The organism is Rhizobium sp. CNPSo 3670 (genome assembly GCF_057784555.1).
In genome coordinates, this window is sequence record NZ_JBXSOL010000003.1 from 273226 (window position 1) to 297393 (window position 24168).

The 24168-nt window shown below is 61.5% G+C and carries 18 protein-coding genes and 1 pseudogene; 5 read left to right on the forward strand and 14 right to left on the reverse strand.

The window, feature by feature from the left end:
- Positions 1 to 12 precede the first annotated feature (12 nt).
- Positions 13 to 696, forward strand: a complete 684-nt coding sequence (locus AC13QO_RS04510; protein ID WP_085777790.1) for an ABC transporter ATP-binding protein — start codon at positions 13 to 15, stop codon at positions 694 to 696.
- A 193-nt stretch (positions 697 to 889) separates the two neighbouring features.
- Here the strand turns inward: AC13QO_RS04510 and AC13QO_RS04515 are convergent.
- Positions 890 to 1351, reverse strand: a pseudogene (locus tag AC13QO_RS04515) (DUF5680 domain-containing protein); the annotation flags it as partial.
- 513 nt (positions 1352 to 1864) lie between these two features.
- Between AC13QO_RS04515 and dnaE the strand changes: the two are divergent.
- On the forward strand, positions 1865 to 5362 hold the full coding sequence (dnaE, locus tag AC13QO_RS04520) for a DNA polymerase III subunit alpha (RefSeq protein WP_488539996.1): 3498 nt from the start codon (positions 1865 to 1867) through the stop codon (positions 5360 to 5362).
- Positions 5363 to 5396: 34 nt separating this feature from the next.
- Here dnaE and AC13QO_RS04525 read toward each other — a convergent pair whose 3' ends face one another.
- A complete protein-coding gene (locus AC13QO_RS04525; protein ID WP_085777792.1) occupies positions 5397 to 6653 on the reverse strand; it encodes a L,D-transpeptidase family protein in 1257 nt (418 codons plus the stop codon).
- Between the two features lie 223 nt (positions 6654 to 6876).
- Positions 6877 to 8169: a DNA polymerase IV gene (locus tag AC13QO_RS04530; protein WP_488540010.1), complete on the reverse strand. Its 1293-nt coding sequence runs from the start codon at positions 8167 to 8169 to the stop codon at positions 6877 to 6879.
- Between the two features lie 76 nt (positions 8170 to 8245).
- On the opposite strand from AC13QO_RS04530, the gene AC13QO_RS04535 reads away from it, so the two are divergent.
- The gene (locus tag AC13QO_RS04535; RefSeq protein ID WP_488539997.1) at positions 8246 to 8833 is read left to right on the forward strand and encodes a GNAT family N-acetyltransferase; all 588 of its coding nucleotides are present in this window, start codon (positions 8246 to 8248) and stop codon (positions 8831 to 8833) included.
- Here the strand turns inward: AC13QO_RS04535 and AC13QO_RS04540 are convergent.
- Entirely contained in the window at positions 8808 to 9482 is a 675-nt protein-coding gene (locus tag AC13QO_RS04540) for a hypothetical protein (protein ID WP_488540011.1), read from the reverse strand. The genes AC13QO_RS04535 and AC13QO_RS04540 overlap by 26 nt on opposite strands.
- Positions 9479 to 9787, reverse strand: a complete 309-nt coding sequence (locus AC13QO_RS04545; RefSeq protein WP_183699427.1) for a DUF3572 domain-containing protein — start codon at positions 9785 to 9787, stop codon at positions 9479 to 9481. Before AC13QO_RS04545 ends, AC13QO_RS04540 begins: the two co-directional genes overlap by 4 nt.
- A 133-nt stretch (positions 9788 to 9920) precedes the next feature.
- Here AC13QO_RS04545 and AC13QO_RS04550 point away from each other — a divergent pair, with 133 nt between their 5' ends.
- Positions 9921 to 10292, forward strand: a complete 372-nt coding sequence (locus AC13QO_RS04550; protein WP_003547430.1) for a response regulator — start codon at positions 9921 to 9923, stop codon at positions 10290 to 10292.
- An 18-nt stretch (positions 10293 to 10310) separates the two neighbouring features.
- Entirely contained in the window at positions 10311 to 11684 is a 1374-nt protein-coding gene (locus AC13QO_RS04555) for a PleD family two-component system response regulator (protein WP_488539998.1), read from the forward strand.
- Positions 11685 to 12426: 742 nt separating this feature from the next.
- Here the strand turns inward: AC13QO_RS04555 and rpmG are convergent.
- The 9 genes from rpmG to AC13QO_RS04600 all read right to left on the reverse strand — a co-directional run bounded on the left by rpmG (position 12427) and on the right by AC13QO_RS04600 (position 24005).
- Positions 12427 to 12594 carry a 50S ribosomal protein L33 gene (rpmG, locus tag AC13QO_RS04560; RefSeq protein WP_003587245.1) on the reverse strand — a complete coding sequence of 56 codons (168 nt, stop codon included), beginning with the start codon at positions 12592 to 12594 and terminating at the stop codon, positions 12427 to 12429.
- Between the two features lie 92 nt (positions 12595 to 12686).
- Positions 12687 to 13871 (reverse strand): MFS transporter, encoded by a 1185-nt coding sequence (locus tag AC13QO_RS04565; protein ID WP_097598350.1) that lies wholly within the window; start codon positions 13869 to 13871, stop codon positions 12687 to 12689.
- Positions 13872 to 14122: 251 nt separating this feature from the next.
- The gene (locus AC13QO_RS04570) at positions 14123 to 14575 is read right to left on the reverse strand and encodes a DUF983 domain-containing protein (RefSeq protein ID WP_183699425.1); all 453 of its coding nucleotides are present in this window, start codon (positions 14573 to 14575) and stop codon (positions 14123 to 14125) included.
- Between the two features lie 71 nt (positions 14576 to 14646).
- The gene (gene rnr / locus AC13QO_RS04575) at positions 14647 to 17019 is read right to left on the reverse strand and encodes a ribonuclease R (RefSeq protein WP_488539999.1); all 2373 of its coding nucleotides are present in this window, start codon (positions 17017 to 17019) and stop codon (positions 14647 to 14649) included.
- Between the two features lies 1 nt (position 17020).
- Complete coding sequence (gene topA, locus AC13QO_RS04580) at positions 17021 to 19675, reverse strand: type I DNA topoisomerase (protein ID WP_488540000.1); 2655 nt, start codon at positions 19673 to 19675, stop codon at positions 17021 to 17023.
- A 246-nt stretch (positions 19676 to 19921) separates the two neighbouring features.
- Positions 19922 to 21064 (reverse strand): DNA-processing protein DprA, encoded by a 1143-nt coding sequence (gene dprA / locus AC13QO_RS04585; RefSeq protein WP_488540001.1) that lies wholly within the window; start codon positions 21062 to 21064, stop codon positions 19922 to 19924.
- A 2-nt stretch (positions 21065 to 21066) separates the two neighbouring features.
- Complete coding sequence (plsY, locus tag AC13QO_RS04590; protein WP_430957634.1) at positions 21067 to 21684, reverse strand: glycerol-3-phosphate 1-O-acyltransferase PlsY; 618 nt, start codon at positions 21682 to 21684, stop codon at positions 21067 to 21069.
- A gap of 78 nt (positions 21685 to 21762) precedes the next feature.
- Entirely contained in the window at positions 21763 to 23052 is a 1290-nt protein-coding gene (locus AC13QO_RS04595) for a dihydroorotase (RefSeq protein ID WP_221128291.1), read from the reverse strand.
- On the reverse strand, positions 23049 to 24005 hold the full coding sequence (locus AC13QO_RS04600; RefSeq protein WP_085777805.1) for an aspartate carbamoyltransferase catalytic subunit: 957 nt from the start codon (positions 24003 to 24005) through the stop codon (positions 23049 to 23051). Before AC13QO_RS04600 ends, AC13QO_RS04595 begins: the two co-directional genes overlap by 4 nt.
- Positions 24006 to 24168 lie beyond the last annotated feature (163 nt).

Below are 24168 nucleotides of genomic sequence, written 5' to 3' on the forward strand. Positions count from 1 at the left end.
AATGCCGCATTCATGAACCGCAACCTCGTCCTCAACCTTACCGGCGTCGAGCGCCATTACGGGCAGGGCGATACGCTGCTCACGATCCTGAAGGGTGCGGATTTCTCGCTGTCTAAAGGGGAAATCGTCGCCCTTGTCGCCCCCTCCGGCACAGGCAAGTCGACCCTGCTGCATGTCGCAGGCCTGCTCGAGCATCCCGATGGCGGCGAGGTTACCATTAACGGCCTTGCCTGCGATGGCCTTTCCGATGAGAAGCGCACCGCGATCCGCCGACGCGAGATCGGCTTCGTCTATCAGTTCCATCACCTCCTGCCGGAATTTTCCGCGCTTGAGAACATCATGATGCCGCAGCTGATTGCCGGCCTGTCCTGGAAGGAGGCCCGGGAGCGAGCCGGCCAGCTTCTCGATTATATGCGCATCGGCCATCGCGGTTCGCATCGCCCGGCTGAACTTTCCGGCGGCGAACAGCAGCGCGTCGCGATCGCCCGCGCCGTCGCCAATGCGCCGACGCTGCTTCTTGCCGACGAGCCGACCGGCAATCTGGATCCGGAAACGGCAAGCTACGTCTTCGATGCGCTGGAGGCGCTGGTGCGCCAATCCGGCCTTGCCGCCCTCATCGCCACCCACAACCATGAACTTGCCGGCCGCATGGATCGGCGCGTCACGATTTCGGACGGCAAGATCGTCGACTTTTGAGACGGCTATCCATGGCTGTTTTGTTGACCACCTCACCCTAACCCTCTCCCCGTAAACGGGGCGAGGGGACTTGCCCAGCGAGAGGTAGGTGGGGAACGGAGGGGGCGCGGCCATCTCCTTCGCCCCGCAAGCGGGGAAAGGGTGCCGGCATGCGGATGAGGGGCTGATCTCGCCGACCTCCTGGTCGGACATCAGGAATAACCAGCCCACCGCGATAATCGAGCACATAGGCCTTCCGCTCCTCGACCATGATGCATTCCTGGCCGCTGAATCCCTCGCAGCCGCCTTCGCTGCGGTCGACATAGCGGCCGAACGGATGATCGAATTCGATTCCGCCGAGAAAGCGGCCCTCCCGATACATTGCCGACAGCGCCGCCTTGATCACCGTTCCGGCGGCTCTGCCGTCGATCAGATCGGACGCGACGACGCGGCCGAAATAATTCATCGCCCAGACGGGTTCGCCGGCAAACCAAATCACTTCCTGTCCGGCGAAGTCGGTGCCGCCGAAGTAGCTGTCGAGATAGGACCAGTCGCCGCGCTCGTAGCCGATATCGTGAGCACCCGGCCGGCAGGGCGGACGAGACACACCACCGCCGACATAGGTCGCGGCCTTCGCCTCTACGATGAAGTCGTTCAGTATCACGGTGTCGAGCATTATCATCTTCCTCCTGCCTCATCTGATACGGATATAGCAGAACGATGAGAACATAAGAAGAACAAAAGAGTGGGCATCGCCCGATCGACTTGGCGCAGGTGCATCAGACATCGACTGCGCTGTACGGATCCGTTCGGCAGGCGATGTCGAGCCGGTCGCGGAGCATGTTCAAAGCCAGCGCCGACGGCGAGGTTCGATTCGCAGTCCGGAGCCGGCATTTTCAAACGCAAGCGCAAAGGAAAAGATTCCTGTTGACATCGGAACATAGATGGAACAAATTGAAAACATAACAAGTAAAGGAGAGCCAGATGACTGACATGATCCGTGATATTGCAGCATTCACCTCCATCGCAATGTTCGTTGCCAGCTTCTCGCTGATCGTCATCGCGATCTAAAGTTTTCAGGGGATCGCATGGCAGTCATGCGGTTCGCACGCGGGTCTTCTTCTGGACATCATTGCCCTCAATGCCGATAATGCATCCGATTCATTTCGGTTAATTGGGAAGGCATATCATGGCGGACACGGAAAAGGGTTCAATGGGTGAGGCGACCGGCGGCACGCCGGGCTTCATCCACCTGAGGGTCCACTCCGCCTATTCGCTTCTTGAGGGTGCGCTGCCTCTGAAGAAGATCCTCTACAAGGCGACCAGCGACAGTCAGCCTGCGATCGCCATTACCGACACCAACAATCTCTTCGTCGCCCTTGAATTCTCCCAGAAGGCAATGGACGAGGGCCTGCAGCCGATCATCGGCTGTCAGGTCTCCATCGACATGGAAGACGGATTGGAAAGTGAGAAGCGCGGCGGTCAGCAGGCCCTGATCAAGCTGCCATCGATCGTTCTACTTGCCGCGACGGAGGCCGGTTATGAAAGGCTGGTCGATCTCGTCAGCCGCGCCTATCTCGGCGGCGATAGCAACCAGGCCATACATGTCAGAGCCTCCTGGCTGGAAGAGGCAGGCACGGAAGGTCTGATCGCCTTGACCGGCGCCCTGACCGGACCGGTCGACGCGGCTGTCAGGGAAGGTCATCCCGGCCAGGCGGAAGCCCGGCTGCTCACGCTGAAGCGTCTCTTCGGCGACAGACTCTATGTCGAACTGCAGCGGCACGGCACCTACGACAAGCGGCACGAGCAGAAGATCGTCAGGCTTGCCTACACGCATGACCTGCCGCTCGTCGCCACGAACGAGGCCTTCTTTCCGACCCGCGACGATTACGACGCCCATGATGCGCTGATGGCGGTTGCGCATAACGCCATCGTCTCGGACGACAGCCGCTTTCGCCTGACGCCGGATCACTATCTGAAAAGCCGGGCCGAAATGGCCAAGCTCTTTGCCGACCTGCCGGAAGCGCTTGAGAACACGATCGAGATCGCCAGGCGCTGCTCCTTCGTGTTGAAGACAAGAAAGCCGATCCTGCCGCGCTTCACTGGCGCCACCGACGATGCCGAGGAGGCCGAACGCGCCGAGGCGGGCGAATTGCGCCGCCAGGCGGTGGAAGGGCTGGACATGCGGCTTGCCACGCTCGGCATGTCGCCGGGTTACGAGGAAAAGGATTATCGTGAGCGGTTGGAGTTCGAGCTAAGCGTTATCGAGCGCATGCGCTTCCCGGGTTACTTCCTGATCGTTTCCGACTTCATCAAGTGGGCCAAGCAGCATGATATTCCCGTCGGTCCCGGTCGCGGTTCGGGCGCCGGTTCGCTGGTCGCCTATGCATTGACCATCACCGACGTCGACCCGCTGCGCTTCTCGCTGCTCTTCGAGCGCTTCCTCAATCCGGAACGCGTCTCAATGCCTGACTTCGACATCGACTTCTGCCAGGACCGTCGCGAAGAGGTGATCCGTTACGTTCAGGCGAAATATGGGCGCGAGCAGGTGGCGCAGATCATCACCTTCGGTTCGCTGCAGGCGCGCGCCGCACTTCGCGACGTCGGCCGCGTGCTGGAAATGCCCTACGGTCAGGTAGACAAGATCTGCAAACTCGTGCCGAACAATCCGGCCAATCCGACGCCGCTCTCTAAAGCGATCGAAGAGGAGCCGAAGCTGCAGGAGGAGGCGGCGAAGGAACCGGTGGTGGCGCGCCTGCTCGACATTGCCCAGAAGATCGAAGGGCTTTATCGCCACGCCTCGACGCATGCTGCCGGTATTGTCATCGGCGATCGGCCGTTATCCAAGCTGGTGCCGATGTATCGCGATCCGCGCTCCGACATGCCGGTCACCCAGTTCAACATGAAGTGGGTGGAGCAGGCCGGCCTCGTCAAGTTTGACTTTCTCGGCCTGAAGACTCTGACGGTGCTGAAGGTCGCCGTCGATTTCGTCGCCAAGCGCGGCATCAAAGTCGATCTTGCGGCCATTCCTCTCGACGACAAACCGACCTACGAGATGCTGTCGCGCGGCGAGACGGTCGGCGTGTTCCAAGTGGAAAGTGCCGGCATGCGCAAGGCGCTGATCGGCATGAAACCGGATTGCATCGAGGACATCATCGCGCTGGTGGCGCTCTACCGCCCGGGCCCGATGGAGAACATCCCGACCTACAATGCTCGCAAGCATGGCGACGAAGAGCTGGAATCGATCCATCCGATGATCGACCACCTGCTCAAGGAAACGCAGGGCGTTATTGTCTATCAGGAACAGGTGATGCAGATCGCCCAGGTCCTGTCGGGCTATTCGCTTGGCGAGGCCGACCTTCTGCGCCGCGCCATGGGTAAGAAGATCAAGGCGGAGATGGACCAGCAGCGCGAACGCTTCGTCGTCGGCGCGGTCAAGAACGGCGTCTCGAAGCCGCAGGCCGACAACATCTTCGAACTCTTGGCGAAGTTTGCGAACTACGGCTTCAACAAGTCGCACGCCGCCGCCTACGCCATCGTCTCCTACCAGACGGCCTATATGAAGGCGCATTATCCGGTCGAGTTCCTCGCCGCCTCGATGACGCTCGACATGTCCAATACGGAAAAGGTCAATGATTTCCGGCAGGACGCCAAGCGCTTGGGCATTGAGGTGATTGCGCCCTCGGTGCAGACATCCTTCCGACATTTCGAGACCGGCGATAACCGCATCTATTATGCGCTCGCCGCTTTGAAGGGCGTCGGCGAATCCGCCGTCGACCACATCGTCGAGGTGCGTGGCGACAAACCTTTTGCCAGCATCGAGGATTTCTGTCTGCGCATCGATCCGCGCCAGGTGAATCGCCGCGTGCTCGAAAGCCTGATCTATGCCGGCGCCTTCGATTGTTTCGGCACCGACCGCGCCCAGCTTTCCGCCGGCCTCGACCGCATCCTCGGTTATGCCCAGCGCGCCCAGGAAAATAAGCTGAGCGGCCAAGCGGACATTTTCGGCAGCGCACTAAACTCGGGCCCGGAGAAGATCTCCTTGCCGCCCTATTCACCCTGGCTGGCATCGGAGCGGCTGCTCAAGGAGTTCCAGGTGCTGGGCTTCTATCTGACGGCCCACCCGCTCGATTCCTACAACAACATCCTGCAGAAGATGCGTGTGCAGACTTTCGCCGAGTTTTCAGCGGCCATCAAACAGGGCGCCGCCAATGCACGCCTTGCCGGAACCGTCATCTCCAAGCAGGAGCGCAAGACCCGCACCGGCAACAAGATGGGCATCATCGTCTTTTCCGATTCTTCAGGCCAGTTCGAGGCGGTGCTGTTTTCGGAGATGCTGAACCAATATCGCGACGTGCTCGAGACCGGAAAATCCTTCCTGCTGACAGCGACCGGTGAGGAGCGGCCGGAGGGTATCGGTCTTCGCATCCAGACGATCCAGTCGCTTGAGGAAAAGTCGCTGCAGATGCAGAAGGCGCTGCGCGTTTATGTCCGCGATTCCGGGCCGCTGAAGATGGTTGCCGGCCATCTGAATGCTAAGGGTGACGGTCTGGTTTCCTTCATTGTCATCAAGGAGGAGGGCAAACGCGAGGTGGAAGTGGCGCTGCCGGAGAAATACCGCATCACCCCCGAGATTGCTGCCGCTCTTCGCGCCGCCCCCGGCGTCGTTGACGTCGAGCTTGTCTGATCAACACAGTTGATGATCGACCCCGTTGATCTCGTCACCCACGGGTGATCGTGATGAAATCCGTGCCTTCGCCGGTTTCCCGGCCAAGGCCGGTGTCGGAGATCGTCAGCGTCGAGCCGGGCGCGATCAGTGCGTCGATCCTGCGGCGGGCCTCGTCGGGGATCGTGATGCGGCTCAGCGAAAGGGCAATCGGCTTGCCCATGACAATGGAGCTTTCCTGGCTGGTGATGCCGAGTCGTTTCATCGTCTCGCGGGAGAGGTTGTTGCTAAGTGTGACGCCGAACCAGTCCGCCGTTCCGGCCTGTTCATCGACCGCATGCAGCGTGAAAAAATGCGTGCCGAGCGCCAATCCCGGATCGGCGATCGTTACCGGCGCTTCGAAAATCGGCTTGAAGGCCTGCCGCACCATGATGACGCCGTTCGGAGGCTCGCCCTTGCCGGCTGCGGAATAGACCGATGTGAGAAGTCTGTCGGAGACCAGGCTCCTGTCGCCGGCAAATTCCGTCGGCCGCAGCATCTTGAAGGCGTTGATCGCCTGCACGGTCGACGGACCGAGCAGCCCGTCCGGACTGCCGGCGGAAAAGCCGAGCTGATTGAGTATCGTTTGAATGTCGATCACCGTTTCGCGCAGCGTTCGCCGCGTGACGAGCATGCTGATCGGCTCGGACGGCGGCCGGACCTCCGGCGCGGTAACCGGCGATGCCGCCGGCATCGGCATTGCGGCGGTGTCGTTCATCGCCACCTGCACCGGTGTCCCGGGACTGACGGGGATGGAGGGCCGCAGCTCGACATCCGAAAGGAGCGGCATCGCTGCCGGCGCATCGGGGCGGAAAAGGTTCGGATGGTCGATCGGCTGCGGCACCAATTCGTCGTCGCTGATGATGACGGGAATGCCGGGCTCGGTCATTCGGTAGAGCATTTTTGCGAAGGCGCCGGGCATGCGGACGCAGCCGTGCGAGGCGGGATAACGCGGCACGGAATTGGATTCGTGCAGCGCGATTCCGGACCATGTCAGGCGTTGCATGAACGGCATCGGGGCGGCCGAATAGAGGTTGGATTCGTGGTATTTCTGCTTTTCGAGCACCGAGAAAATGCCGCTCGGAGTCGTATGGCCGTCCTTGCCGGTCGAGACCTTCGAGGTCGCGACGACGTCGGTGCCGTCATAAACCACAAGCGACTGCTTGTTCTTCGAGACGAAGATCTGCAGCGTGCGTGCATCCGCGGCAAGAGCAGGGTGCACGAGTGCGGTGGCCGACAGCAAGCCGAGGCCGAAGACAAGACGCGAGAACATGATACCCAACCATACGCAATACTGGCCCTGCACATTATGAGACGAAGTTTAAGGAAGATTTTAAACCCCGGACTCATCGGCTTGCCCGGAACGGTGCAGCGTTCCGCGCTGACGACACGCATACATAAAAGGCAAGCATGCCGGATGAATCAAAGTTTGATCTGTTTGGTTTAAGGTATTGTTTTTATTTTGCGTCTCTAACAAGCGCGCACCGCGAGATGTTCTAGTGATCGCGCTTGCCGCTGCCGAAGGTGTAGCCGGTTTCGACCGTATTCTTGCCGAACTTGTCGCGCAGCTTGTCCATCGCCGCTTCGGCCGCCGCCCGCCGGCCTGACTGCCGGTCGATCAGATCGGGCGGATCGGCGCAGGTGGCATCGCCGAGGTCGGTGACGCCTATGCCGATCAGGCGGAATTTCGTACCGTCCGTTTCCTTTTCGAGAAGTTCGAGCCCGATGCGGAAGATCCTGTCGGCAAGCTGGGTCGGGTCCTCGAGCTTGCGGTTGCGGGTGCGCGTCTTGAAGTCGGCGCTCTTCATCTTCAGCACCACCGTCCGGCCGGCAATATCGTTTTTCTTAAGCCGCCAGGAAACCTTCTCGGAAAGGTTGCGCAGGATCGGCACCAGATCGTCGTGGCGCGAGATGTCGTCGAAGAAGGTCGTTTCGGCCGAAACGCTCTTGGCGGCGTCGTTGAGATGCACCTCGCGGTCGTCGATGCCGCGCGAGAGCCGCGCAAGGCGCTGGCCGATACTGCCGTAGCGGCGCATCAGATCGTTCTCCTCCATCTGCTGTAGCTGGCCGATGGTGCGGATGCCGTCCGCCTCCAGCGTCGCAGCAAAGGCCTTGCCGACGCCCCAGATGGTGGTGACGGGACGCGGCGCCAGAAATTCCACCGCTTCTTCACGGCCGACGACGGAAAAGCCGCGCGGCTTCTGCAGGTCGGAAGCGACCTTGGCGAGGAATTTGCAATAGGAAAGCCCGACCGATACGGTAATGCCGATTTCCTTTTCGATGCGGCGAGCGAATTTGGCGAGCGTACGCGCCGGTGGATCGTGATGCAGTCTCTCCGTGCCGCCCAGCTCCAGGAAGGCTTCGTCGATCGACAGCGGCTGCACCAGCGGTGTCAGCTCCTGCATCAGTGCGCGCACCTGGCGCCCGACCCGGACATATTTTTCCATGTCCGGGCGTATGACGATGGCCTGAGGGCATGCCTCCAGCGCTTTGAACATCGGCATCGCCGAACGCACGCCGTGGATACGGGCGATATAGCAGGCAGTGGAGACGACACCGCGTTTGCCGCCGCCGATGATGACCGGCTTGTCGGCAAGTTCGGGATTGTCACGCTTCTCGACCGCCGCGTAGAAGGCGTCGCAATCGATATGCGCAAGTGTCAGTCGATAGAGCTCCCGATGGCGCACCAGACGCGGGCTGCCGCAGGATAGGCAACGACGCGCCTCACCCTTCTGCTCGGCAAGGCAGTCGCGACAGAAGCCGGGTGTCTTGTCAGGCGCGGGCGTCATGGTGAGAACAAAGGTTGAACGGCGCGACACTACGCCTTAAGCTTATGAGTCACAAGAGAGGACGGGAGCTTTGCCTTTGGATAAAGATCTTCGTGTCGAGCCGGTGACGGCAGACCGGTGGGGCGACTTCGAGACTCTGTTCGGCCCACAGGGCGCTTTTTATAATTGCTGGTGTGTCGCGCTGCGCTTGCCGCATGGGGTGAGGACGACGATGACGGCCGACGAGCGCAAGGCGCATATGCGCGAACGGATCGGGGCCGGGCCGCCGCCGGGGATCATCTGTTATGCCGACGGCGGACCGGTCGCCTGGGTGCAGGTCGGGCCGCGCCACGACGTGCCGCAGTTCAATTCACCGCGCACCGTCTCGCGGCCGCTGGAGGAGGATGATGCGCGTGATCCCTCTATCTGGGCTGTCAGCTGCTTCTTCCTGCTGCCGAAACTGCGCGGCAGGGGATTAAGTCATCGCCTGCTCGCCGGCGCGATCGACCATGCCCGGCGCCAGGGCGCGCGGCTGCTCGAAGCCTGCCCGATCGATCATGCGAAGCAGTCGAAATCGGTGACGCTCTGCATCGGCTCGACGGCAATCTTCGAGGCAGCCGGTTTCGAGACGATTGCCAGACGCAAGGACGGCCGTCCGCTCATGCGGCTGGAACTGCGCGGTTGATTGTGCCGGAAAGGAAGTGGGCCTCGATCAGCTCGGCCGCATGCGCCCAATCGGTGGCGCGGGTGATGTCGTCGGCTGCCGCCGGAGCGAAACGATGGACGGGCGAATCCGGCATCAGGTGAATGAGCAGGCAATTGGGGACGTGATCCCTGACGGAATGCAGATTGCGCGCCATATCGTCGATAAAGACAACGGGAAGGGAGCGGCTGGCATGCAAGGCGTGGACGATCGGCCCCTTGGGCTCTTCGCTGGCAAGCAGCGGAAAGAGCAGGCCCATCCTGTCGAGCAGGCGACGGCGCTGCTCCTGGAACCGCGGCTGCATGGCCGTCAGAAACAGGACATCGGCCTCGCGCGAAAGCCGGTCGAGCGTTTCGACTACGCGGTCGAGCGGCGTCTGCCACAGCTCCTGCGCCTCGAAGAATTCCTCGATCAACCGGCTGACCTGCTGGTCCCCGATCTCCGTGCCGTCCACTTTCGAGACGATGTTGCCGTGAAGCTTGAACGAGCGCGGCAGAAACGCGTGACCCTGGCTCTGAAGAAAAAGCTGGAAGGGGTCGATGAACCGCAGGACGACATCGTCGACGTCGCAGACGATCAGCGGCCGCTCGCCGAGCCGGATGTGCGAAACATCGAACTCTGTCACGCTCAGTATTCTCCCGAATCGAGCCCCGGCGAGGAGAAATGCCGCCAGGCGGCCGTCACCGTCTCCGGGCTGAGGCCACTCGCCGTGCAGAAGGCCATCGCCGTCGGTTCGTGGTTCATCAGGAAGTCCATCATGCCTGAGAGGAAGCCCGGATCGTTGACTGCGTTGCGCACCTGCTCGGGCGCCACGCCGGTGAGTGCGAGGAAGCGGCCGAAGATGTCGGGATCGGCGGCAAGCCAGCCGAGCACGGCGATCGCCGTCTCGTGCGGGTCGGCCGCCTGTTGTTTCGAAGTCTTGAAGTTGCTTTGCATTTCGAGGGGTAAGTTACCTTTTCTTCAACCAAATACCGCTAGCGTGCGCTATCGGTTTCACGGAGCTATTCATCCGCATGTGCATTTCTCATGGGACGAACGACTGCGCGAACGGACGTAGGGACAGCTTGTCATGCCCAAACAGGTAATGATTGTAGAAGATAACGAGCTCAACATGAAGCTCTTTCGCGACCTGATCGAGGCGTCCGGCTATACCACGATTCAGACGAGAAACGGCATGGAGGCGCTCGATCTGGCGCGCAAGCATCGCCCCGACCTCATCCTCATGGATATCCAGCTTCCTGAGGTCTCCGGCCTCGAAGTCACCAAATGGCTGAAGGAAGACGACGAGCTGCATGTGATTCCCGTGATCGCCGTCACGGCTTTCGCGATGAAGGGCGACGAGGAGCGGATCCGCCAGGGTGGCTGCGAGGCCTATGTTTCCAAACCGATCTCGGTTCCGAAATTCATCGAGACGATCAAGACCTATCTGGGCGATGCCTGACGCATCGGAAAGACCGTTATGACCGCGCGAATACTGGTGGTTGACGATATTCCAGCCAACGTGAAGCTGCTTGAAGCGCGGCTGCTCGCGGAGTATTTCGACGTGATGACCGCGGCCGACGGTCACGAAGCGCTGGCGATCTGCGAGCGCAATCAGGTCGACCTGATCCTGCTCGACATCATGATGCCCGGTATTGATGGCTTCGAGGTCTGCGAGCGGCTGAAGGCCAGTCAGAAAACCGCCCATATTCCAGTCGTCATGGTCACCGCACTCGACCAGCCGGCCGATCGGGTACGCGGTCTGAAGGCCGGCGCCGACGATTTTCTCACCAAGCCGGTCAATGATCTGCAGTTGATCTCGCGGGTGAAGAGCCTGCTGCGGCTGAAGACGTTGAGCGACGAACTGCGCATCCGCGCCGACACCGCTCATACGATGGGCATGGGCGACCTCATGCGGGCAGCCGAAGGCCGTGGCGACGAGGCCGGCCAGGTGCTATTGGTCGACGGCCGCGCCAATTCTCAAGAGCGCATCGTCAGGGCGCTGAAGCCCATCGCCGATGTGCTTGCGCTCTCCGATCCGCAGGCCGCCCTCTTCGAGGCGGCCGAGAACGCGTTCGATCTCGTCATCGTCAATGCCAATTTCGACGATTATGATCCGCTTCGGCTCTGCTCGCAACTGCGCTCGTTGGAGCGCACACGCTTCCTCCCGATCCTGATCATCACCGAGCAGGGCACCGACGACATGGTCGTCCGCGCGCTTGATCTCGGCGTCAACGACTACATCATCCGCCCCGTCGATCCCAACGAACTCGTCGCCCGCAGCCTGACTCAGATCCGTCGCAAGCGTTATAACGATCGTCTGCGCGCCAGCGTCAAGCAGACGATCGAGCTTGCCGTGACCGATCCACTGACTGGTCTTTACAACAGACGTTATCTCGACAATCACCTGAACGTGCTCTTCAACCGGTCGATGGCGCGGGGCCGGCCGCTTTCGGTGCTGATCACCGATATCGACCGTTTCAAGCAGGTGAACGACACATACGGCCATGACGGCGGCGACGAAGTGCTGCGCGAATTCGCAAACCGCGTCCGTTCAACCATCCGCGGCGCCGACCTCGCCTGCCGTTACGGCGGGGAGGAATTCGTCGTGGTGATGCCGGACACCTCGCCTGAAATTGCCGCAGCCGTCGCCGAGCGCCTGCGCGCGGCTGTCGAAAGCGCTCCCTTCATGCTGAAGCGCTCAAGTGAAGCCCTGGCCGTCACTGCGTCCTTCGGCATCGCCTCGCGCTTCGGCGCGGTGCTGACGCCGGACCAACTGATGAAGCAGGCCGATCTGGCTCTTTACCAGGCCAAGAATACCGGCCGCAATCGCGTGGTCGCAGCGGCTGCCTGACGAATCACTTCGGACGCCATACGCGCCATTTGCGGTTTTCCACAGCGGTAAGCGATTTGTTACCGATTTTTAACTTTCGCCTGTGCGACGCAGGCCCAAATCTAGCAGCCCGGTAGCCCAAAAATGGACTCCCGGCGTTGCTGTGGATATGGTGCGGCGCGACAGTCTCCTGAATGCCGCGGCCCAGCCAAAAATGAAATGAAGACTATAAAAAACGCCCGCCTCCAACAGGGTCAAATAAAGTGGGGCGGCATCACCTCACGTAGGGGGAGGGGCTGCTTAAGTTATTAAGTTATATTGTCGAACTTCTTCGAGCCCTACGTCATTAGGCTTAGCCGTCAAGCAGAGCCGTCAAATCTTTGTATGTTCCAAAACTGGACTTTTAACCATAGAATCAAGCTCAGAAAATTCATCATTAAGAATTTGTTGATTTTCTTTCATTTCTGCGCAAATTATCGGCTCATAAAAGAAGCGCTCCGCAGAGGAGCTGTCGATACCCCATGATGCTCAGGTCCGCCGCATCTCCTGGGTCGTGGGGTCGGTCGGCTAGTAGGCAAGTCATAACGGTTCCTCGTGCCGTTTTGCATGCTGGCCGACCCCCTTTCAAGAAAGCGCCGCACTTCCCGAAGATGGAAGGGCGGCGTTTGTCTGTTTGCGCTATCATTTTCCAAGGCGGCCCCAGGACAATAAAAAACGCGCAACCCGAAGGCGCGCGCTTTTTGAAATCCGTCAGGCCAAGTGATTACTTGATCTTGGTTTCCTTGAACTCGACATGCTTCTTAGCAATCGGGTCATACTTCGTCTTCGTCATCTTGTCCGTCATCGTACGGCTATTCTTCGTCGTGACGTAGAAGAAACCGGTGTCGGCTGTCGACAGCAGCTTGATCTTGATTGTTGTAGCCTTGGCCATGGTCGTCCTGCCTTTAAGAAAATGAAAGCCGTGGAAGCCGGATGGGCTCCACGGCAAATTCTGGCGCGAAACTACGAATCCCGCCCGAAAAGTCAAGTCCGTTTTCGAACGAACATCAATCTGATGCCGGAAAGTAGGGCATAAAGACCGAAGAAAGCGGCAATCGCCCAGGCAAAACCATTATTTCCGGCGACGTCGATTGCTGCGCCGATCACCTGTGGCCCAGCCACGGTTCCCACCGCATAACAGAAGACGAAGGCGGCATTGGCCGCAGCCAGATCGGAGCCCGTCAGCCGCGAACCGAGATGGCTGAGGCCGACCGTGTAGAGGCCGGAGACGCAGCCGCCCCAGAAGAGCAGGATCCCGGCCATCAGCAGCCAGTTGTTGACGAGGATCGGCAGCGTCATCGAGCCGACAAAGCCCATCAGCGCCATCCCTGCCAGAAGCGGTCGCTTGTCGCGGATCCGGTCGGAGAGCAGGCCGAGCGGAATCTGGAAGATGACGTTGCCGACGCCCATCATCGTGAGCAGCAGCGCCGCCTGGGATTCGGTGAAATGGGCGCGCACGGCAAAAATCGGAAAAAGTGACAGCCCGCCAGCTTCGACCGCGCCGAAGATGAAGACGGCAGCCGTCGCTGTCGGCACCAGTAGGACGTAGCGCATGAAATGCAATTCCGGCTTTTCCTCGAGCACCGGGCTTTCGTCACGGGCGATGAAAATCGGAATGGCGGCAAGCAGGATCGCGCCCGCGCCGACTAGGAAGGGAAAGATGCCGTCGCTGCCGAGTATCGAAAAGAGCAGGGGTCCTGCGGCGAATCCAATGGAAAGCACGGTCGCATAAATGCCGAGCACAAAGCCGCGCTTGGATGGCGGCGAGGCGGCGTTGATCCAGAACTCGGAGAGGATGAACAGCGTCGTCGTTGCGCCATGGAAGGCGAAACGCAGCGGAAACCACATCCAGAAATCCTGGGCATAATAGAAGCCGAGTGCACTCAGCGCCGAAATCAGCACCGCCCAGAGCATCGTCGGCGCAACGCCGTATTTATGAGCGAGCTTTGTGGTAACAGGGGCCGCGGCCATCGCCGAAATCCCGGCCATCGCCGTGTTGAGCCCGATCAGCGTAGACGAGATGCCGCGTTTTTCGAGGATGATGCTGAGAAGCGGGAGTCCGAGACCGATTGCTATGCCGACGGCTGAAATGGACGAGATGGCTGCCACCAGAGAAGGCCAATGGATTTCTTCGACATCGCCCGGTGTGCCGGTTCTCGGCTGAGACATTTATCCATCCTTAGAAAGCTGCGCAAGCGAATCGACCTCTCGTCTCACATAGAAGGGACACAGATGTGCCAAATCCGGGTGACGGGCGGCGTTTCGCAGTATTTCCGATGTGATCTGCGGAATGTAAAGCCTGTTCAGACAAGAAAAGCTTACCATGTGAAGTCGTTGAAAGATCGTTGACTCCCGCGTGTCGGTAGTGGTCGGTGGAGCGCTGGCACTACACGCTAAATATGTCTGGAAGGTGAAGGCGCTCAATCCGGCCGGCGGGGAAGCTCGTAATCATCGGGAGTTTCGCTCTCGCCGCCGAAACCATGCATGCGCAGCGCCCATTGCAGGCCGATGACGCCGCCCTTGATCGGCTGGATCGAGGCGAGCGCGGCGATGACCGTGATCGGCGCCCATATGGCAAGATGGACCCATACCGGCAACACGAAGGTCAGATCGGTCAGCATGTAGCCGCCGACGATGACGTGGCCGAGGACCAGGATGACGATATAGGGCGGCAGGTCGTCGGAGCGATGGTGATGGATCGCCTCGCCGCAGGCGGCGCAATGATCGACCGGTTTCAAAAAGGCGCGGAAGAGCTTGCCTTCGCCGCAGGCCGGGCAGCGGTTCATCAGGCCGCGCATGATGGAACGCCCGAGCGGACGCTCGGCTTCGGCTCCATCCCCGTAGCGGGCGACCGGATCGGTCGGTGTGTTCATTGCATCTTCCTCTTTCAGCCAGAAAGCATGAAGCGCCGCAATAGGACCATTGCTGCTTTCGGCACAGCGGCTTAGCGGCGTCCGCGCGGGGGACGCGTTCCCGGTTTCTTGCGGACCTGGCCGCTGTCGCGGCGGCCGGCCTTATGAAAGGATCGCACTGCCGTCGGCATCTCGCGTCCTTCGCTCAGCATCTCGAAGCGCAAGGCCCCGGCAAGCGGGATTGCTTCCGCAAGCTTCACGGTGACGCTGTCGCCAAGACGATAGCCGAGGCCCGTCTTTTCACCCGACAGTGCCTGATGCGCCTCGTCATAGATGAAATAATCGGTGCCGAGCGTAGATATAGGGACGAAACCGTCGGCGCCATAGTCCGGCAAGGTGATAAAGAGCCCGGACTTCGTAACTCCGGAGACGCGGCCGGCAAACTCCTCGCCGACGCGGGTGCTCAAATGATGGGCGATCAGCCGGTCGATGGTCTCGCGCTCGGCCGCCATCGCCCGGCGCTCGAAGGTCGAGATTTCGGCGGCGATATCGTCGAGCGAGGCTTCTTCGTCGGGAGTGATGCCGCCTTCGCCGAAACCGAGCGAACCGACGAGCGCGCGATGCACGATGAGATCGGCGTAGCGGCGGATCGGCGAGGTGAAGTGGGCGTATTTCATCAGGTTGAGGCCGAAATGTCCGATATTCTCGGGACTGTAGATCGCCTGGCTTTGCGAGCGCAGCACCATCTCATTGACCATGGTCTGATGCGCCGTACCTTCCGCTTTCGCCAGAATGCCATTGAAGCTGTTGGCGCGCACATTGCCGCCCTTGGCGAGCGAGATGCCGAGTGTCGCCAGGAACTCGCGCAAGACTTCCTGCTTGGCAAGCGTTGGACCATCATGGATGCGGTAGACCAACGGCTGGCGCTTCTTCTCGAGCGTTTCGGCGGCGCAGACATTCGCCTGGATCATCATCTCTTCGATCAGCTTGTGCGCATCGAGCCGCGGCGGCACGAAGACCCGGTCGACGGTGCCGTCTGATTTCAGCAGAATCTTGCGCTCCGGCATGTCGAGTTCCAGCGGCTGGCGCCGGTCGCGTCCGCGCTTCATCACCCCATAGGCGTGCCAGAGCGGTTTCAGGATCGCCTCGAGCATCGGTCCGGTCTTGTCGTCCGGACTTCCGTCGATCGCCGCCTGCGCTTGCTGATAGGAGAGCTTAGCGGCACTCTTCATCATGATGCGATGAAAGGTATGGCCGATCTTGCGGCCTTCGCCCGAGAAGCTCATGCGCACGGCGAGCGCCGGCCGGTCGACGCCTTCCTTCAGCGAGCAGAGATCATTGGAGATGCGCTCCGGCAGCATCGGCACGACGCGATCGGGGAAATAGACCGAGTTGCCGCGCTTCAGCGCTTCGCGGTCGAGCGGCGAATTGGGGCGGACATACCAGGAGACGTCGGCAATCGCGACGGTGACGATGACGCCGCCAGGATTGTCGGGCGAGGGATCGACTTCGGCGTAAACTGCGTCGTCATGGTCCTTTGCGTCGGCCGGATCGATGGTGATCAGCGGCATGTTACGCCAGTCTTCACGATGCGCCATCGTCGCTGGTTTTGCGGCTTCTGCCTCCGCGATCACGGCCGGCGGGAAGACATGCGGGATGCCGTGCGCATGGATCGCGATCATCGAGATCGCCTTTTCCGAGCCGACCGAGCCGACGACGGAAAGGACCTTGGCTCGCGGCAGGCCGAAGCGTCCGAGGCGCGCGACTTCGATCTCGACCAGGTCGCCGTCCTTGGCGCCGCCGGTGAAGTCGGGATCGATCACCATCTCTTCGCCGCGCCGTTCGATCGGCAACAGGCGGCCGCCACCGCCCGGCGCGCTGCGGAAAACGCCCATCGCCGCACCGCGGCGCCTGTCGATCACCTTGATGATACGCGCCGTATAAGCCGGTCCGCCGCGATCGACGGCCGGGAAGATCTTCGCCAGGATTCGGTCGCCGAGGCCGGCGACGGGTGCCTTGCCCTTACCCTGGCGGCCTGCGGGCGATTGCTGGCGGATGGCGACGGCAGGCGCCACACCCTGCTCCTCCGGCCATTCCGCCGGCCGGCCGATCAAGTCGCCGTCCTTGTCGCGCGTCGTGATGTCGAGAACGGTGACGGGCGGAAGAGCGCCGGGACGAATGAGCGACTTGCGGCTCTTTTGGAGCATGCCTTCCTGCTCGAGTTCCTGCAGCATGTGCTTGAGCTCGACGCGGCTGTCGCCTTTCAGCCCGAACGCCTTGGCGAGTTCACGCTTGGAAGCCTTCTGCGGATGATCGGCGATGAAACGCAGGATCACTTCGCGCGAGGGCAGCGCGCCATGGACGATGTTCAGCGGTTCGACAGCGGAAGCATCCCTGCCGGCGCGGCCGATCTTGCCCGGGCGCTTGCCCGCGAGGTTCGTTCTGTCGCGCGGTGTCCTGCTCACGTCAGCTCTTTTTCGATTTCGCGGGCGCCTTGGCCTTCGCTGCCTTCGGCTTGGCGGCCGTCTTGGTTGTCTTGGCTTCGGCGGCGGCCGCCTTCGGCTTGGCTTTCCCCTTGGCCCCCTTGCCCACGGGAGCCTTGCCGGCTTTTTCCGTGATCAGCGCAAGCGCCTCCTCAATGGTGATCGCTTGCGGATCCTTGCCCTTCGGCAGGGTGGCGTTGACCTTGCCCCAGTTGACATAGGGGCCATATTTGCCGTCGCGAACAGTGATGGCGCCGCCCTCGGGATGATCGCCGAGGGTCTTCAGCGCCGCCGGCGTACCGCGCGCACCCCGGCCCGGCGCCTTGTTGGCTTTTTCGGCAATCAGTGTCACGGCGCGGTTGAGGCCGACGGAGAAGACATCCTCAACGGTTTCCAGATTGGCATAGGAACCGTCATGCAGAAGGAACGGCCCGTAACGGCCGATGCCCGAGGAGATCATCTTGCCCGTTTCAGGGTGTTTGCCGATATCGCGCGGCAGCGAGATCAGCGCCATTGCCTTTTCATAGTCGATATCCTCAGGCTTCCAGCCCTTCGGCAACGAGGCGCGTTTGGCCTCTTTGCCATCGCCGCGTTGGATATAGGGACCGAAGCGGCCGGAACGGAGCGTCAGTTCCTCGCCTGTCGTCGGGTCGGTGCCGAGGCTCTTCGGTTCGTTGAGCGAGACACCCTCCGCTTCTCCGCCATTTTCGGAGGAGAGCTGGCGGGTGTAGTTGCATTCCGGATAGTTCGAGCAGCCAACAAAGGCGCCGTATCTGCCAAGCTTCAGCGAAAGGTTGCCGGTGCCGCAGACCTGACAGATTCTGGGGTCGCCGCCATCTTCGCGTTTCGGGAAGACGAGCGGCGCCAGCGCCTCGTTCAGCGAATCGAGGACGTTGGTGACGCGCAGTTCCTTCGTGTCTTCGATCTGCGCGAAGAAGTCCTTCCAGAAATCGCGCAGCACCTGCTTCCAGTTCAATTCGCCGGCGGAAATCCGGTCGAGCTTCTCCTCGAGGTCGGCGGTGAAATCATATTCGACATATTTGGTAAAGAAGCTTTCGAGGAAAGCCGTCACCAGCCGGCCCTTGGCCTGCGGGATGAGTTTACGTTTGTCGATCGTCACATAGTCGCGGTCGCGCAGTGTCGCCAGTGTGGCGGCATAGGTCGAGGGACGGCCGATGCCGAGCTCTTCCATCTTCTTGATCAGCGAGGCTTCCGAATAGCGCGGCGGCGGCTCGGTGAAATGCTGGGTCGAATTAATCTTCTGCTTGGCGAGCGTCTCGCGCGCATTGATCTCCGGCAGACGGCCATCCTCGTCGCCGTCATCGCTCTGCTCGCCGTCCTCCTTCTGGTCGGTATAGGCGGCGATGAATCCGTCGAAGCGGATGACCGAACCGACGGCGCGCAGGCCGGCCTTCTCGCCCTTATTGTCGGCGGTGATTTCGGCCGTGGTGCGCTCGATCTCGGCCGACGCCATCTGGCTGGCGATGCCGCGCTTCCAGATCAGCTCGTAGAGCCGGATCTGGTCGGCATCGAGGAATTTGCGCACGCGGTCAGGAGAGCGGTAGAAATCGGTCGGACGGATCGCCTCGTGCGCCTCCTGCGCGTTCTTCGCTTTGGTGGAATAGAGGCGCGCCTTCTCAGGCAGGTAACGCTCGCCGAACTGGTCGAGGATGGCGCTGCGCGCAGCACCGATCGCTTCCGGGGCCATCTGTACGCCGTCGGTTCGCATATAGGTGATGAGACCGACCGTCTCGCCGCCGATATCAACACCCTCATAGAGCTTCTGGGCGATCTGCATGGTGCGTGAGGCGGAGAAGCCGAGATTGGAGGAGGCGGCCTGCTGCAGCGTCGAGGTGGTGAACGGCGGTCCCGGATTGCGCTTGACCGGTTTTGCCTCGACCGTATCGACGATATAGCTGGCGCCTTCGAGCAATGCCTTCAGCCGGGCCGCATCCTCGCCGTTGCCGATCGCCCGCGGCTGCAGCCGCTTGCCATGCGCCGAAACCAGCCTTGCCTCAAATTCGTCGCCGCGCGGCGTCTTCAGCAGCGCCGAGATATTCCAGTACTCTTCCGAAATGAAGCGCTCGATTTCGGATTCGCGATCGCAGACCAGACGAAGCGCGACCGACTGGACGCGGCCGGCCGAACGCGCGCCCGGCAGCTTGCGCCACAGAACCGGCGAAAGATTGAAACCGACGAGATAGTCGAGCGCGCGGCGCGCGAGATAAGCGTCGACCAGCGGCACGTCGATATCACGCGGATCGGCCATCGCATCAAGGACGGCCTTCTTGGTGATTGCATTGAAGACGACGCGCTTGACCGACTTGCCGTTCAGCACCCGCTTCTTGTTCAGCATGTCAAGGACGTGCCATGAAATCGCTTCGCCTTCGCGGTCAGGGTCGGTCGCGAGAAAGAGCCCATCGGAGGACTTCACTGCATCAGCGATGTCCTTCATCCGCTTGGCCGAAGCACCGTCGACCTCCCAGAGCATTTCGAAATCCTGATCGGGAAGAACGGAGCCGTCCTTGGCAGGCAGATCGCGCACATGGCCGAAGGAGGCGAGCACTTTGTATCCCGAACCCAGATACTTGTTGATCGTCTTGGCCTTGGCAGGCGATTCCACCACTACAACATTCATGATGATTCTCTAAAAAACAGCCACGCCGGCGTGGGAGCCAGCGCAACACGCAGCGCAACTTGGATACTGGCCCTCCGACATGGACAGGGAAATCGCTGCGGTCAAGGGGTTTGCTACAATTTTACCTCTTGCATCTGGTGCAATCAGAACAGGATTCGCAACGGAATTTAACTTCTGGCTGTATAGCTATCGTTTTCGACAGGCGGTTCCTGCGTTTGCAAGCCGCCCCCGCGTACCGCGCAAGCGTCAATTGGAAAGCGAGACGAAACCGCCCTGATGCCGGTGCAGCCTGCCTGATATGTCGAGTTCGAGGAGAATGAGATAAACCGCGGATGCCGATAGGCCGGTGTGGCGGATGACGTCGTCGATCTCGACAGGCGTCGGTCCGAGCGCGCCGATGACACGCATCCGGTCCGAATCGCCGGGCGGCATCGTTATTGCCCTGCTCTCGCGTGCCGGCTCCTCCACCGTCGACAAAGGGAAGAGGTCGAGTTGCGCAAGCGGCGCCAAGGCCTCGATGACATCGGCAGGTTCTGTAACGATCGAGGCGCCGTCCTTGAGCAGGCCGTTGGTGCCGTGACAGCGCGGATCGAGCGGCGAGCCCGGCACGGCAAACACCAGGCGGCCGAACTCGCCGGCGAGGCGTGCCGTAATCAGCGAGCCCGAGCGCATCGCCGCTTCGACGATCACCACGCCGAGCGCAATGCCGGCAATCAGCCGGTTCCGGCGCGGGAAATCGCGGGCGCGGGGCTCCCAGCCAAAAGGCATTTCGCTCACCGCCAGGCCGTTGCCGGCGGTTATCTCTTCGATCAGACGGATATTCTCCGGCGGGTAGGGCTTGTCGAGGCCGCCGGCAAGGGCGGCGATCGTGCCCGTGCCGAGACTTGCCCGATGTGCCGCTGTGTCGATGCCTCGCGCCAGGCCGGAGACCACCGTGTAGCCCGCCCGGCCGCAGTCGCGCGCCGCCATCGCCGCGAATTTGGCGCCTGCGGCCGAGGCGTTGCGAGAGCCGACGATGCCGACCGCCGGTCGTTTGGCGGCAGCAAGCGCGCCCTTGACGGCAAGGAGCGGCGGTGCACCGTCGATCTGTTTCAGCGCCTGCGGATAGTCCGGCTCGCCGATGCCGACAAAGCGGGCGCCGAAACGATGCGCCGCCTCCAGTTCCCGGTGCGCCTCGGCTTCGCTGGCAATGCGGATGCCACGTGTCGCGCCGCCGCGCGCCGAAAGCTCCGGCAGCGCCGCGAGTGCCACCTCGGCCGAACCGAAATGATTGATGAGATCGCGAAAAGTTGCAGGGCCGACATTGTCGGAACGAATCAGGCGTAGCCAGGCAATCCTCTGCCTTTCGCTGAGCACCGTGCCTGTGGATCCCGCGCTCCGCGCATCCATTGTCACTTCGCCCCGATCTTGCTTTCCGTTCCGCCCATCAGGCGCGAAATATTCGCCTTGTGCTTCCAGTAGGAGATGAGCGTCATGACCGCCATGACGGCCGCGACCTTTTCATTGCCCAATATCAACAGGGCAACCGGAATGACGAGCATGGCGACAAGGGCCGACAGCGAGGAATAGCGGGTGGTGACAGCGACCGCCAGCCAGATGGCGGCGAAGAGCACCACCATGATCGGCGCGACGCCGAGCAGCGTGCCGATATAGGTGGCGACACCCTTGCCGCCCTTGAAGCCGATCCAGACGGGGAAGAGATGGCCGATGAAGGCGAAGAAGCCGGCGATGACAGCGGCCTCTTCACCGAGGAAATAGCCGACGATCCAGGCTGCCGCCGATGCCTTCAAGGCGTCGAGCAGCAGGGTTGCCGCGGCGAGCTTGCGATTTCCGGTTCTGAGCACATTGGTCGCGCCGATATTGCCGGAGCCGATGCTGCGCACATCGCCGAGGCCGGCGGCGCGGGTGAGAATCAGGCCGAAGGGGATTGAGCCGAGGAGATAACCGATGACGGCAGCCGCAAGTGCGATCGGCAGCGTGATCTGCCATGACATGAGATTGGATAACATGTGCCCCCTCAGCCCTCCGTGGCTATCCTCAAGTCCGGCCCTTTTCCCTCTGGGGATGAACGGCGATGGTGTCGATTCTTAAACTGCGTGGACAAGCTTTCCCGAGACGTAGGTCGCAACCGCTCGCCCGCTGAAGCGTGCATCCTCGAAAGGCGTATTCTTCGAGCGGGAGAGAAGCATGTCTTTAGCGACAAGCCAAGGCTCATCGAGATCGATCAGCGTGATATCGGCCGCAGCACCCGGCTTCAGCGTGCCGGCCTCAAGGCCGAAGATTTGTGCCGGGCGGGTGGACATGGCGTCGATCAGCCGCATCAGGCCGACCTGGCCGCCATGGTGAAGCCTGAGGGCCGCTGCCAGCATCGTTTCCAATCCGACTGCGCCATCGGCCGCTTCTGCGAACGGCAGGCGCTTCGTGTCGACGTCCTGCGGGTCGTGCGAGGAGACGATGATGTCGATCGCGCCACTCGCAAGCGCTTCGGCCATCGCGACCCGGTCATCCTCCGGGCGCAACGGCGGATAGAGCTTGAAGAAGGTGCGGTATTCGCCGATGTCGTTCTCGTTGAGCGCCAGATTGTTGATCGAGATGCCCGAGGTCACCTTGGCGCCACGGCCCCGGGCGCGTTCAATGGCTTCGACCGATTCCGGCACGGAGATCATCGCGGCGTGATAACGGCCGCGCGTCAGCTCTGCCACCCTGAGATCGCGTTCGAGTGGGATCAGCTCGGCTTCCTTCGGAATGCCGGAGAGCCCCAGCCAGCTGGCGAAAAGTCCCTCATGCATGACGCCATTGGCGCCGAGATACTTGTCGCGGGTCTCGCAGGAAATGACGGCGCCGAACTCGCGCGCATAGGTCATGATTCGGCGCAGCACCTGTGTGTTAGGGACGCTGGAATGGGCGTCGGTGAAGGCGACGGCGCCCGCTTGCATCAAGAGGCCGATCTCCGTCATCTCCTCGCCGGCAAGACCCTTGGTGAGGGCGGCTGCCGGATAGACGTTGACGCTGGCCGTGTCCCGCGCCGTCTTCTTGACGAATTCCACCAGCGCGATGTCGTCAATGACGGGATCTGTGTCCGGCATCATGATGATCGAGGTGATGCCGCCGGCTGCCGCCGCCCGGCTCGCCGAGGCGATCGTCTCGCGGTGCTCGCCGCCGGGCTCGCCGATATGGACGCGTGCATCGACGAGGCCGGGGGTCGCCACGAGGCCGGTGCAGTCGCGCACGACGGCGCCTTCCGGCGCGCCCTGGTTCTGCGCCCCGCTGCCGGCGGCAAGAATCACGCCATTTTTAGCGATGATCGTTCCAATCTCGTCGAGATCGCGCGAGGGATCGACGATGCGGACATTCTTGAGGACGATCGAGTTGCTCATGCCATCATTCCGTCGGTTCGGGGACCTTGGTTCTGCGAGACGAGCAGCGTCTCCATGACGGCCATGCGCACGGCGACCCCCATTTCCACTTGTTCGGCGATGACGCTCTGCGGACCATCGGCCACCTCGGAGGCGATCTCGACGCCGCGGTTCATCGGCCCGGGGTGCATGACCAGCGCATCGTCCTTCGCTGCTTTCAGCGTTTCTGCGTCGAGTCCGTAGAAGTGATAATACTCGCGCACCGACGGCACGAAGGCGCCGGACATGCGTTCGCGCTGCAGTCGCAGCATCATCACGACGTCGGCGTCCTTCAATCCTTCCTTCATCGAGTGGAACACCTCGACACCCATCTCGGCGATGCCGGCGGGCAGCAGCGTGGCGGGCGCGACGACGCGCACGCGTGCGCCCATCGCGTTCAGCAGCAGGATATTGGAGCGCGCCACGCGCGAGTGCAGCACGTCGCCGCAGATCGCTACGGTGATCCGCGAAAGCTTGCCCTTGGCGCGGCGGATCGTCAGCGCGTCGAGCAGCGCCTGGGTCGGATGTTCGTGCTGCCCGTCGCCGGCATTGACGACCGAGCAGGAGACTTTCTGGGCTAGAAGCGCGGCCGCACCGGCGCTTGAATGGCGGATCACCAGCACGTCCGGACGCATCGCATTCAGCGTCATCGCCGTATCGATCAGCGTTTCGCCTTTCTTCACCGAGGAATTGCCGACCGACATGTTCATCACGTCGGCGCCAAGCCGCTTGCCGGCAAGCTCGAAGGAGGCCTGTGTGCGGGTCGATGCCTCGAAGAAGAGGTTGATCTGTGTCAGTCCGCGAAGCGTCGACGTCTTCTTTTCTCGCTGGCGGCTGATCTTGACGGCTTCGTCCGCCTTGTCGAGAAGATAGGTGATATCCTGCTCGGTGAGGCCCTTGATGCCAATGAGGTGGCGGTGGGGGAAAAAGACCATGACCCTGCCTCTTGCTGTCTCTTGCGGGTCTATAATGAGTGCCGCCCGCCGGGGCAAGCACGCGCTGTGGGCAAAGGCTTATGTCCCCATGCATTTTCGCCCGAATTCCGATAGAGCAGAATGAAGCGAATCATAACTTCCGGTTTTCCTTGCCGGGTTCTTG